Origin of the sequence: Bacillus mycoides (genome assembly GCF_001757995.1) — a bacterium.
GTDB lineage: Bacteria > Bacillota > Bacilli > Bacillales > Bacillaceae_G > Bacillus_A > Bacillus_A mycoides_B.
In genome coordinates this window covers 1-12896 of sequence record NZ_LXLV01000061.1, presented here as the reverse complement: position 1 = coordinate 12896, position 12896 = coordinate 1, and the positions used below count along the sequence as shown (strand labels likewise).

11 protein-coding genes and 1 pseudogene are annotated in these 12896 nt (G+C 32.6%); 3 read left to right on the top strand and 9 right to left on the bottom strand.

Going from position 1 to position 12896, the window contains the following annotated elements:
- Positions 1-256: 256 nt before the first annotated feature.
- Complete coding sequence (locus BWGOE10_RS18395; protein WP_070144498.1) at positions 257-1492, bottom strand: plasmid recombination protein; 1236 nt, start codon at positions 1490-1492, stop codon at positions 257-259.
- A 1780-nt stretch (positions 1493-3272) separates the two neighbouring features.
- Between BWGOE10_RS18395 and BWGOE10_RS18385 the strand changes: the two genes are divergently transcribed.
- Positions 3273-3497 (top strand): hypothetical protein, encoded by a 225-nt coding sequence (locus BWGOE10_RS18385; RefSeq protein WP_070144503.1) that lies wholly within the window; start codon positions 3273-3275, stop codon positions 3495-3497.
- Positions 3498-4113: 616 nt separating this feature from the next.
- Here BWGOE10_RS18385 and BWGOE10_RS18380 read toward each other — a convergent pair.
- The 3 genes from BWGOE10_RS18380 to BWGOE10_RS18370 all read right to left on the bottom strand — a co-directional run bounded on the left by BWGOE10_RS18380 (position 4114) and on the right by BWGOE10_RS18370 (position 5775).
- Positions 4114-4527, bottom strand: coding sequence for a hypothetical protein (locus tag BWGOE10_RS18380; RefSeq protein WP_016127980.1), 414 nt, complete (start codon positions 4525-4527; stop codon positions 4114-4116).
- Positions 4528-4640: 113 nt separating this feature from the next.
- Positions 4641-4823: a hypothetical protein gene (locus BWGOE10_RS18375; protein ID WP_070144502.1), complete on the bottom strand. Its 183-nt coding sequence runs from the start codon at positions 4821-4823 to the stop codon at positions 4641-4643.
- Between the two features lie 709 nt (positions 4824-5532).
- Positions 5533-5775 carry a DUF3937 family protein gene (locus BWGOE10_RS18370; RefSeq protein WP_070144501.1) on the bottom strand — a complete coding sequence of 81 codons (243 nt, stop codon included), beginning with the start codon at positions 5773-5775 and terminating at the stop codon, positions 5533-5535.
- Between the two features lie 297 nt (positions 5776-6072).
- Between BWGOE10_RS18370 and BWGOE10_RS18365 the strand changes: the two genes are divergently transcribed.
- Complete coding sequence (locus BWGOE10_RS18365) at positions 6073-6738, top strand: helix-turn-helix domain-containing protein (protein WP_070144500.1); 666 nt, start codon at positions 6073-6075, stop codon at positions 6736-6738.
- A 436-nt stretch (positions 6739-7174) separates the two neighbouring features.
- On the opposite strand, the gene BWGOE10_RS18360 is transcribed toward BWGOE10_RS18365, so the two are convergent.
- From BWGOE10_RS18360 to BWGOE10_RS18335, 5 genes are all read right to left on the bottom strand, one after another.
- The gene (locus tag BWGOE10_RS18360) at positions 7175-7735 is read right to left on the bottom strand and encodes a MerR family transcriptional regulator (RefSeq protein ID WP_018783718.1); all 561 of its coding nucleotides are present in this window, start codon (positions 7733-7735) and stop codon (positions 7175-7177) included.
- 397 nt (positions 7736-8132) lie between these two features.
- Positions 8133-8315, bottom strand: a complete 183-nt coding sequence (locus tag BWGOE10_RS18355; RefSeq protein WP_033714597.1) for a hypothetical protein — start codon at positions 8313-8315, stop codon at positions 8133-8135.
- 100 nt (positions 8316-8415) lie between these two features.
- Positions 8416-8616 (bottom strand): cold-shock protein, encoded by a 201-nt coding sequence (locus BWGOE10_RS18350; RefSeq protein WP_002204369.1) that lies wholly within the window; start codon positions 8614-8616, stop codon positions 8416-8418.
- An 884-nt stretch (positions 8617-9500) separates the two neighbouring features.
- Positions 9501-10151, bottom strand: a complete 651-nt coding sequence (locus BWGOE10_RS18340) for a hypothetical protein (RefSeq protein WP_059037928.1) — start codon at positions 10149-10151, stop codon at positions 9501-9503.
- A 260-nt stretch (positions 10152-10411) separates the two neighbouring features.
- The gene (locus tag BWGOE10_RS18335; protein WP_070145986.1) at positions 10412-11881 is read right to left on the bottom strand and encodes a plasmid recombination protein; all 1470 of its coding nucleotides are present in this window, start codon (positions 11879-11881) and stop codon (positions 10412-10414) included.
- A gap of 803 nt (positions 11882-12684) precedes the next feature.
- On the opposite strand from BWGOE10_RS18335, the pseudogene BWGOE10_RS18325 reads away from it, so the two are divergent.
- Positions 12685-12896, top strand: a pseudogene (locus BWGOE10_RS18325) (hypothetical protein); the annotation flags it as partial.

Below are 12896 nucleotides of genomic sequence, written 5' to 3'. Positions count from 1 at the left end.
ATTCTCTCCCTTAGTGGAAGGAATCAACTTTTATATGTTAGAATGTATATAGAATATATAAATGGTTGATTCCAACCTTATTATGAAAAACCGCCTCGCCGGCCAAAGCTGGGGCGGTTTTTCTCGTGTATACGTCTTTCTCTATAATAACATGAAACACCTTGTTAAAACTTTCCGTCTCTTGCAAAAACACAACATTCAATCCTCTTTTTCTTCTTCGAACTCATGCAATACAATGCTTTCACCATTATCACGCCTATCTTTCCCTATCAAAATCTCGATGTCTGCTTATTTCTCTCTTATGTTCACGTTCAAATTGATTATCTATTCCCTTGCTATCCAATTCATTTTTAATAATCCCTCTAAACACCTTAAATTTCTCTTTAAAAGCTTTTTTCGTCTGTTGATACAGAACTCTTATATTCTCCTTCAAATCCTTTAAATGTGTTTTTAATGAGCCTATTTCAGTATTTAATTTTCTATTTTCCTCTTTCAACTCTAAATTTATCTTTTGGGATTCTTTTAAAGAATCATACAAACTATCAACTTGACGATTCAATTCCCTATTTTCTTTTACCAAATCCGTATTCTGCAAACGCTCATAATCTTTTTTTACAGTGACTGCTGCGGTTATCAAGTCTTCTACTTTTTCAAGTTGCTTTGGAGAAAAAACATAATTGCCTGTTTCTTTCTCAATGATTTCAGGTTTACCAATTAATTTTGGTTTTACCTCCGTTTTAATTTCTTTCTTTTTGGTCTTAAGCGTAATTTTATTATTGGGCAATCGCTTGCTTATCTCGGTAATTTGATTCTCTATGTTGGAAACTGCCTCAGCATATTCCTTGTATTGACGAACTTTCATATACTTATGTGAACCCACATTAGCACGTTCAAAATTCGGAATTTGTTCTCTAGCCAATTCCTCAATATAAGCCGTTTCCAATGCACGCCAATTCGCAATTAGCTCCATCCCTTTCCCTTGTACGCCTTGTTGTTGCAAGGCTCTATCCATTCCGACACGCCTCGTTAATCCTCGACTACTTTCGAAATTCGGTACATAGTTAATATGTAAATGCGGATTTGCTTCATCATCATGTAAAACCATGTTATAGACTGCTAGATTTAGATTTCGCCCTTGAAACGCCTCCGCATACTGTTTTAACGCTTCTTTTTTAGCTTCCCTATACTTTGGGTCATTTTTACCCTCTCCAACCGCTACAACCAATTCTCGTTGCTCATGTGTCTTTTCATTTTTATGTATTTTGTCATAGTAGTCCTGAATCTTACGGTCATTTCGTTTTTGCTTCTCATTATACTTGTCCACCGCTTCTTGAAAGACATCCTTGTATATACTTAGGATATCCTTTTGAACAAAGTAGATATTCTCGTCTAACCTGGATAGATCGATGCCAGGATTCCCATAAATGTTTTCTCTGTTATTATGGCTTAATGAACTTTGGTGAGATTGATTAAATGAGATAGAGAACAACATAAAGTGCCACCACTTTCCCTAGATTAATTGATACAATAAGTCTAGCAAGGCGACGAAATTGTGTCAATTGACGTAATCCTATACGTATTTTGACGCTAACGCATCAAAATGATAGGGGTCTGCGACGCTTTTCGGCTCCGCCGAGCCATGTTTAACATGGCAAAAAGACCTCGGACTTTGTCCGAACCTACAAGGGGAACTCTTCCCCTTGACCCCATCAATCGAACTCCCCAACCCCTCAATCCTTGAGGGGCTCCCTCGCCGGTTGGCAGGAACAAACGGTTGTTTGTTCAATGCCAAGAGGGTTTGGGTGACGTTCAGTTGGTCAAGTCAAATACTCCCTTCGCTTCGCTAGGTCCGTTTTGATTGACCAACACCCATAAACCACTTCTCCCTCAATTCATTTGATATACTAAACGTTATCTTCTTCATTTACTGTAAATTTGACTTGAATTATTTTTCGGATACTATAATTTCTTTATTCATGCAATCTTGCATAAAATCTTGTAGACACCCAATATCATCTGGTAATCTCAAAAAGTAAAAACAAGGTTTGTCGAGAGTAAACCATCTTAAATGTAATTGCCAACTAAGGAAAAGAGCAGAATCTGGATTCAGATCCTGCTCTTTTCTTTCTTACAATCCACGCAGAAAATAAAACTCATTACTATTTCCAAGAGTCCTAAATAGTCCAAACTCTTTTTTATTTATGAAAGTAAACTTTCAGTTTCGTCAATAGTAAAAACTATGTTGTAAATGCTCATGGCATTGTATGTTGAATTTCATTTTTTAGGAGTAGAGCTACATGTCCATCAACCTATATATTTGTACCATCAGAGGAGCAATGCACCATACAGCGTAATCTGAAAAGCTTGAGAGAGGTATTGTGTATAGTTTGTTTACCTCAGGTACAACAAAAGAGCCTTACCTCTGTAGGCAAGACTCCACTAGTGTAGTTATCTAGTATTTACATAGCAAATAAGAAACATAAAACATATAATACCAAGTAGCAGAACCCTAATATTCCGCCTATAGCTAGTACCTGTTTAACCCAGCTCTTGAATTTCAGATTACTGTCAATAATCGCTTGTACTCTTTCCATATCCGTTTCCTCCTATTAAGGAGAACCCTTAAAGACTCTCACCTCGATATGATAACATTCTTATATGCAATATTGCATATAAGAATGTATTGATAAAAATGTAAGCGCTTACTATAATGAAAGCATAAAGATAAATCACATCTTAGCATCAACAAAAGAGGAGGAAATAATATGACAATCGCAATGGCAGTTTTATCATTCTTAGGTGGAATCATCCCATTAGTAGGAGAGCTTTTAAAAGCAGTAATGTAAGTTCATTATTCCGCAATTATTTATAAAAATCATCATACCTTAATACGAAAAAAAGAGGAGGAAATAATATGGCAATCGCAATGGCAGTTTTAAAATTTGTAGGAGCAGCACTTCCATTCGTTCAAGAACTTTTAAAAGCATTTATGTAAGTTCATTATTTAGCAATTATTTATAAAAATTATCATACAAATGATCTGTATATCAAAGATGAATTGATGTGCAGATCATTTGTGTGAGCAAAGTCCCTTTAATATTAAGGGACTTTTTTAAATCTCTACATACTTGAGGCTCCACCACATCAACAACAAGTTAATAATCTTGAAGTCCTAAAAAAACGTAAAATTTATTTTATCATACTTGTCTATGAGAGTTACTCTCACTTTTATAAATCATGTATATATGTATTATTGATAAAGAGGTGAAAAAATGAAAAAAAAGAGAATAGTATTTTTATTTTTAGGTTTTTTGATTCTTTTTGTTGTATTTTGGTATTCAAAAGGTTACAGCGGTGAATACATAAGATGGGGTAATTCAGTAGAGTCTGTTGATACAAATATACTTAAAAGAAATGATATTCCATATAAAGTTAAAAACAACAAAGTATATATCCCTGAAGATGCCTTTAACAAGGCAATAATGTGTTGTTCTTAGTCCCTACACATTGAAGAGTCCTAAATTAATAGGACTCTTTTTTTACTTTTCTCGAATGTAAACTTTTAGATATTAGTTTACATTCAAATCTTTGGTTTTATTAACTTCATTACAACTTACTCATTTTCCCCAAAACAACTGACAAAAGTATACATTCAAAACGCGATAAAACAAGGAATAAATAACCAACTAATAAATATATTTTTTCTGAAAATTTATGCTATAATTAATCTGTACAAAGGTTGGTATCCTTTTACTTCTAATATTGTATTGATTTATATGTAGTACCCTACTACTTAAATATGGATCTACAAACAAAAAGAACTAGTATGATACTAGTTCTTTTTGTTTGTTTAGAATAAATAAAATTTAAAAAACACATAAATATCCATGTTACCATATATTATGACACTCAATTTTGTTTACACCATACAACAAAATTAAACTAATCCCTTATCTATTATAGATAAGGGATTAGTTTGTATAAATAATTTTTATTTAACAATTTTAATCCTGTCCAAAGATTAAAAACCATATTAAAAGTTTACATAACCCCACTTATCAGCAGTCAATCTATCTAGAAATCTAGAAAAATCGAGTATTGTTGAAAGTTTATCTAAGTATAATGCAACAACCATTGTTGATCAGGACCCATAGACAAATGATTGATTCGCTTCTCTTCAAAATAACTATATAAGTCTTTCCAACTTTTTAATTCCTTAAATAAATTTGCCGTTAATTCAGAAGCAGAAAAGACATATTCGATCAGATGCTCATACTCATAGAAATAATAAACAAATTCATAATTTATATCATTTATATAACCAGCAACCCCATAACTTTTAGGAAAGCTATTCATTTTAATCTTAGTAGCTCTTACAAAAGATTCTGGTAAATAACTTAATAATTCATTTTCGTTTTCAGGGATGAGGGCGTAAATATAACACCCTGAAGGATATATATCTTTAATTACTCTAATAAACATTTCTTTTGTCATTTCGTCTTCTAAATCAATCTCGATGACATCCAAAATATCATCTCCTAGTTCACATAATTTTCGTTATAGGAAGCTAATTTTTAATATTAGAGCAAACTCCTCCCCGAACGGAGAGGAGTTTGCTTTTTTAAACAATGCAAAAACAATTAAAATGCTTGTTTCTTATACTCCCTAATGTATCTGAACAATAAGGTTGTCCCTGCTATATTAGACACAATGCTGACTCCTAACATTACAGCCCATGCAACATTCTGAACGTTCATTGTCAAAGTTAACATAAGAAAGCACATGCCAACCGCAACAAACAAGAAACCTAAAAGTTTATTCATGATTTTACACCTCCCTTTTTGTATTTTAACATTATAATGAAACGATATGTTGTGTAATTTTGGGTGTATATGGTATTCATGTTAAGTTAACATAACGCATCATTATCAGTAGTAAAACAAAAAAGCTCACTCCTTATATAACAAAGAGTGAGCTTTTTTGTTTACTTATTAAATAAACGATTCCACAAAGGGGTACGGTCAGGAAAATGCGGATTTACAACGTTAAGCTCATATCCCTGACAAGAAAGAAGCTCCTTTTTTTATTGTCAGAAAAATGTTAAAGTTAAGATAAAAAGTGTAAAGGTTGGTAAAAAATGAGAATTGCACTAGGGTATCTTCTACTAATCATTAATTTCATTTTGTTAATTCCATTATTGAATCGTATTATTTTTGAAAGAATCAGCCCTTGGGACAGTATTTCTTTTTTCTGCCCACTTATTTCAGTGTTAGTTATAACTTTTCTTTTAGGAAAGAACAAAATCAGAAACATTCATTGGAGAATTAACCTCATAGGACATATCATCATCGGTTTAACCCCAATTTTTTATTTCTTGTATATCTTTATGTTGCTCGGCTGATCAAACTTTCCCAAACAATCCAGAAATGCAAAACTTCTTTAGGGGGTACCGTCAGAAAAATGAGCTTAACGTTGTAGATCCGCATTTTCCTGACGGTACCCCATATTTAAAATCTATCAAAAAAACGACATCTACATAGATGCCGTTTTTCCTGGTGTTTTTTTTGTAAATTGATATAAAGCAATTGCTCCCAAAATAACAAGTATTCCTTCAGGAACATCTAATAATACTGTTTTCCATGTTTCTGAAATTAATAATTCATTACCTGTAGAGGCTTTATAATATCCTTCTACACAACCAATAGTAAACTTAATTACAGATAAAGAGACAAATAGCCATAAACCAAATCGAATCATTTTTTTATCTTTAAACATATAGCACCCCTTAAATAGGAAATCATAATATTAAGTAAAATATATATATTATCCATGTTTCTGTCAACAAATGGATAATATATATATTTTACTTAATATCAAAACTTATAAAAAATTTATCCCCTATAATTTCTTTTATTAACTATATAATTCACCTTCCTAATTCTTAATTATCAAGAAGATAAATCACAATAAAAGGATCCGCAACAGATTATTGCATGCTTTTTTTATAACGCTACGATGCGTTTCTTACTATTTAACATTAGAATAATTAAAGTAATTAAAGGAGGTACATATATGGACATTGGAAAAAAAATAAAAAATTTAAGATTAATAAATAACATGACACAAGAAGATGTAGCCAGCCAATTATTTATTTCAAGACAAGTTATATCTAAATGGGAACTAGGAAAAAGTCTTCCCGATCTAACTAATTTATTAGCCTTAAGCAATCTATTTAATGTTTCAATTGATTCTTTATTAAAGGAGGATTCAAATTTGCAAAATCAGATAATAAAACAAAGCAATTACAAAAGATATTTATTAATAGCCTCTCTCTACATATATTCTTTAATTACTATTGTTGTTATATTTTATTGTCTCATTGCCTTTTTACTTATACCAAAGGACATAAAAACATCAGATCTAAAGGTTATTAATTCCCACTTTTATCAAAAAAGCGATAAAAGAGAAATTCTATATATTTATAGTAAATTAACACCTTTCTTCGCCAATTATTCAGGAGATTATAGCATTGAAACAAAAAAACATGAAATAAATATTCATGCTCATCGAAATTCAATTCCATTTAGAAATAAAGACGTTTTATTTTCCATTGAAAAAGATATATCTCATGGGATAGATTGGGAAGAAAAAGATGTTTACATTGTAGACGAAAACAATAACAAAATACTTATATATAACCATAAAAATAAAAAACTATATTATCAAATAAAAAATTAAAGTAGGTGATCAAAATTAGAAACATCTATAAATATACTTTTATAATAACTACATTTATCCTTAACATAATCAGTACACTACTTATTGCAAATACCGGATTTGCACCAAACGTTATAGTATTTTCTATTAGCTTTTTATTTTTCACCATTTTATTTCAATCAATCACAATTCTATTCATTATCTATATGATTAAAAATGATGCATCTAAAAAAATAAAAATAATTTTATACGTTTTTTTAACACTAGATATATTTATCTTTTTATCTTTACTATACATAGCCTATATCGTAATAACTCAAACTCTATAAAAAAATAACATATTAATAGCAAGGGAATGCTTGTAGACTGATCTATACTGCATTCCCTTATTGTATGTATGCTATATTTCTATTCTTCTTTTTCCGACATTAGAACCCTACAAAAATATCAATCATATTTAATTTTTAAACAAACCGAAAAAACCTTTCCGTTTTTGTTTCTGATTTTGCTTCTGCATATCTCTAATGTTTTCAAGCAATAACTGATCTCGCTTCTCTAGCTTCTTCTCTATAAAAACTTCTAATTCACTATTTTTACCTTCTACTTCAGTTAACTTTTTCTCCGTATTCGCTAAATGCTCTTTTGTCGTAACCAATTCATTCGTAATTTCTTGTAATTTTTGAACAAGTGCTTGATTGAATTGATTTTGTAACTGCTGATTTTCTAATACTTCATTCAATTTCTTTTCTAATTCTGATTTTTCTTCTTTTGAAACAAACGAATCAAGTTCCCCGTTTCGCCATGCTCGAACTTGATCGTAAGACCATTTTTGCACCTGTATTTTTTCTTTAATTGCTTTTAATTCTTCTATATTTTCCTTAGAATACCTGCGATGCCCTCCCTGGCTTCGCTCCGTTTGTATGTTAAACTCGTTTGACCATACCTTTAGTAAATCGGGTGTGACCCCTAAAAGATCCGCAACAATTTTCGGTGTATGCATTTCCGATTTTAGTTCCAATTTTCATTCCTCCCCCGAAAACGGAATACGTTTTTCACTCATAAAACGCAATTAAATCAACATTTCAATCAAAATCGGAATGCACTTGCAACCGATATGACAACCGATTTAAAAAACGATTTGATTTCGAAATACATTCCGATTTTAATACTGATATGTATTACTTCTCGATAATAACATCAAAATCTTTTTTCTATATACAAGATTTTATGCAAAAAAAGAATAGCCGGGATCCCTAGAATCCCCGCTAAATCAACCATGTATAAAATATTGTATATTGATTTTACATAGAGTAGAAACACCCCCCCTATAAATACAAGAATTCTAGTAAAACCTTGCTACCGATAATAGGACGTTATGTTAACTAGATGTGTATGAGATATACAATCAAACAAAGTTATTTTCCATTTTCATTCTTATTTTGAAATAGATGCACAATTAAAAGTCCACCAACAAATAAGATTGGAAATCCTACGACTATATATAATCCGTTTTTTGGTATTCCTAATATAATTGCAAGATAACTAAAAGAAAAAGCCCATAATGCTAAAATTATGATTTCTAACATCTTCTTTTTCATTAAAAGTTAAGCACCCCAAATCCCCTTAAAAAAGTTGTATTCGGAATATTGTAACAAAATCAAAAAAAGACCCTACAAGAGGGTCTTTCATCAGCTAATATTAAGCTTTTTGAACATTAGTAGCTTGTGGGCCACGTTGTCCTTTTTCTACTTCAAACGTTACACTTTGTCCTTCGTCTAAAGATTTGAAACCGTCGATTTGGATAGCTGAGAAATGTACGAATACGTCTTCTCCACCTTCACGCTCGATGAATCCAAAACCTTTGTCTGCATTAAACCATTTTACTTTACCTTGTTCCATAATTGTTGCCTCCTAGTGTGGATACCCACACATATGTTACTACCCCTGCTCAAATACCTTAGACGAAAAACAAAATTTATTCTTAATCTCAAACCGAACAAAAATAGGTCTTTCTTAAATTAACATACTTTCTAAAAAACAGCAAATTTCAAAAATAAGGCCTTATGGTAATTAGCCACTAATAGTGGTTGCTGGAGAAAAAGTCACTATGATAGTCATCGCAGCAAGAAGTTGCCAAAGGATATAGACAATATCATTGATTTGATTTTTTTCAGACATTCAACAATTGATAAAATTAGCTATTTTCGAGTTACATTTTACTTCTGATAACGAAAATTATGTAAATAAGTTGTCCATATGGACAGCTTATTATTTTTTTACTTAGCATGGTTTTGTTCTGGTCTTTTGGTTTGAAATTTGCTTTTTGGCTAGAGTGCTGGCTCGTCGTGTGGGGGCGAAACCCCACGTATTACGTATCTATTTTTTGAATAAGAACTATTTTGAGACGAATGATCTAAGCAGTTCGGCTCGTATACTTGCTAGTCCAAGTCGAGAACCATTGTTTTGCTTTTTGTCTGTCGGCTTGGCGAGAAAAGCACACGAGCCGAAAAAGGTTTTGCAAGGACATAATCAAAAAGGCTATCGCCTTTTTGATTATGAGGGTGGAGATTTTTGAGTGTTTTTCTCAAAAATACGACCCGTTCCTTGCGGAACTTTTAGCTATATATATAAGAGTGAGAAGAGCAAAGTGAAGAAAGTCAGCAATATCAAGGGTTTATAAGACATAGGGTGTGAATTTTTTTTCACACCTGTGTGAATTTTTTTTCACACCTAAAAAATGGTAAAAGCAACAAAAAAAAAGATGTCAATAGTAAAATTGACATCTAAAATAAGTAAACTGGCAATTTATGTTTTTTATTATCTCCAATGACTTTAAAATTTCTAAGTGACTTTTTAAAAATATGTTGAGTTGCTCGATCAACACTATCTTTTGGAGAACAACACATAATATTCGGATTTACAAACCATGTACGGCTAGTGCAAGTTCTTCCATCATCAGTCGTCATTCCTGCTTCTGCAACACCTAAAACCCCTTTTTTTAATAAAGAATTCATTGTTTTAGAAACACTTTCTCTTGTTTTACCAAACTTTTCAGCTAAATAACTAGGTGTTGCTGCATTAGTTTCAATTTCATTACTATTACCCTTTTCAATGATTACATTAGTTTTAAATTCCAAATAAGAAGAAATTTGCAATAAAAACGCTTGCTCCGCATTAGTAAAATAGCCAATACGATTTAAATATTCCATATTGTCCATTATAATTTGCACAAACCTCACCCGATCTGTAGGTTTTTTCTTTTTCCCGATGAAATACTCATCTCCACCAGTTGTTTTACTTAATAACTGCAAAAGCATTGCTTTCTCTTCTTCTGAGTAACCACCAGCTTGCAACCGGTCATAAATACTATCAATCTTACTATCTCTTAATTTCGCTTTTTTTTCAGCTTGTCCAAAATCTACAACTTTTGTCATAAAATAATTCTCTCCCTTAGTGGAAGGAATCAACTTTTATATGTTAGAATGTATATAGAATATATAAAGGTTGATTCCAACCTTATTATGAAAAACCGCCTGCCGACCAAAGCATGGGCGGTTTTTCTTGTTTGTATGTTTTTCTCTATAATAACATGAAACCCCTTGTTAAAACTTTCCGTCTCTTACAAAAACAAAACATTCAACCCTCTTTTTCTTCTTCGAACTAATGCAATTCAATCCTTTCATCATTATCACTCTTATCTTTCCCTATCAAAATCTCGATGTCTGCTGCTTATTTCTTTCTTATGTTCACGTTCAAATTGATTATCTATTCCCTTGCTATCCAATTCATTTTTAACAATCTCTCTAAACGCCTTAAATTGCTCTTTAAAAACTTTTTTCGTTTGTACATACAAAACTCTTATATTTGTCTGCAGACCCTTTATATGAGCTTTTAACGAGCTAATTTCTCTATTTAATACACCAACTTCCTTTTGCAACTTACCTTTTTCTTGTTTCAGCGTTCGATTTTCTTTCATCCATCCCTCTGCATGGGCTTTTAAACTTTCATTCTCTTTCACAAAATTTGTTTCTCTCAAACGCTCATAATCTTTTTTTATAATAACCGCTGCATTTACTTGCTTTGTCAATTCTTGATATTGTTTTGGTGATAACACATAATTTCTTGTCTGTTTCTTCGTGATTTCAGCTTTTCCAAACATTTTATCCTGTACTTCTACTACTACTTCTTTACGTAAAAATGGAATTTTAACAGGTTCATTTGGCACTTGATCTGTAACACTATCTAATTCTTTTTGCATTTGTTCTACTCTTTTTTCAAACTCTGCATGACACTGGCCAATTAGCTGCAGCTTTTCACTTTCACTCTCTATTTGTTGTTTCACTATCTCTAATTCTTTGTATGTAGCAACGACATCACTTTCTAAACCCTTTTTCGCTACTTGTAATTCGTTTGTTTTCTCTTCAGCGTTTTTTAAATGATAATCAATCATTTGTAACTGCGTTTCTTTTTCTTGTACTTGATTCTCAACAAGTGATTTTGTTTCTGCATATTCCTTGTATTGACGGACTTTCATGTATTTATGTGAACCTACATTGGCACGTTCAAAATTCGGAATGTATTCTTTCGTTAATTGCTCAATATAAGCCGTTTCCGCTTCTCTCCAATGCGCAATTAACTTTCTTCCCTTTCCTTCGACACCTTGTTGTTGCAAGGCTCTATCCATTCCGACACGCCTCGTTAATCCTTGACTACTTTCGAAATTCGGTACATAGTTAATATGTAAATGCGGATTCGCTTCATCATCATGTAAAACCATGTTATAAACTACTAGATTTGGATTCCGCCCCTGAAACGCCTCAGCATAGCGCTTCAGCGCCTCCTTTTTGGCTTCCCTATATTTCGGGTCGTCTTTTCCTTCCCCAATCGCTACAACGAGTTCTCGTTGCTCATGCGTCTTATCGTCTTTATGTATTTTGTCATAGTAGTCATCAATCTTACGGTCATTCCGTTTTTGTTTCTCGTTATACTTGTCCACCGCTTCTTGAAAGACATCCTTGTATACACTTCGGATGTCCTTTTGAACAAAATAAATATTCTCCTCTGACCTGGCCAGATCGATGCCAGGATTTCCATGAATATTTTCTCTGTTATTGTGGCTTAATGAACTTTGGTGAGATTGATTAAATGAGATAGAACCCAACATAAAGTGTCACCACTTTCTCTAGATTAATTGATACCATAAGTCTAGCAAAGCGACGAAATAGAGTCAATTAGAGTAACCCTATACGTATTTTGACACTAACGTATCAAAATCGATAGGGGTCTGCGACGCTTTTCGGCTTTGCCGATCCATGCTTAGCATGGCAAAAACAAACCTTGGGCTTTGCCCAAACCCACTGGGGAACTCTTCCCCAGACCCCATCTATCCAACTCCCCAACCCCTCAATCCTTGAGGGGCTCCCTCGCCAGTTGGCAGGCCAAAACGGTGAACGTTTTGGATCTGCAAGAGGGTCGCATAGTAAGTATGTCAACTCCTTATCCTCCCGCTCCCTTTCGGGTTCGGTCCGGTACCGTTGACATACCCCCAGCAACTACCTCTTATCAAGGCTCTTCACTAATTCTCTTTAATTCTTTTACAAAATCCTATGGATTTTTCCCATAGGATTGCAAATGCCATTACACTCTGTTAAAAACACCAAAAAACAAAAAATCACATAGACTATAATTGATATAAATTCACTTCTGACAAGAAGAAGAAAAAGACATGGATTGAAATTCCATCTCTTTTATATATATAAATGTATATATTTTTTTTGTGATCAATCATTATACTTCTACTTGGAAAATGTTCTAAATTAGTACAAGTAATTTAATAATAAAAACAGAAATTAGGTAACATTACTAGATCATTTGTTTTTTTAAAATCATAAGATATAGAGTATTTTATTTAAATTTAAATTTAAAAATAATATTAAAATTATTTATTTTTAAAAGGTAGGTGAAAAAATGAATAGATCTAATAAATTTAATAAATGTAATCATATTCCTTTCCCATGTGCTTTTCCTGTTGAACAACCAGGACCAACAGGTGCTACGGGTGCTACGGGTGCTACAGGTGCTACGGGTGCTACGGGTGCTACGGGTGCTACGGGTGCTACAGGTGCTACGGGTGCTGGTGGTACTGGTGCTACAGGTGCTACGGGTGCTACTGGTGCTAG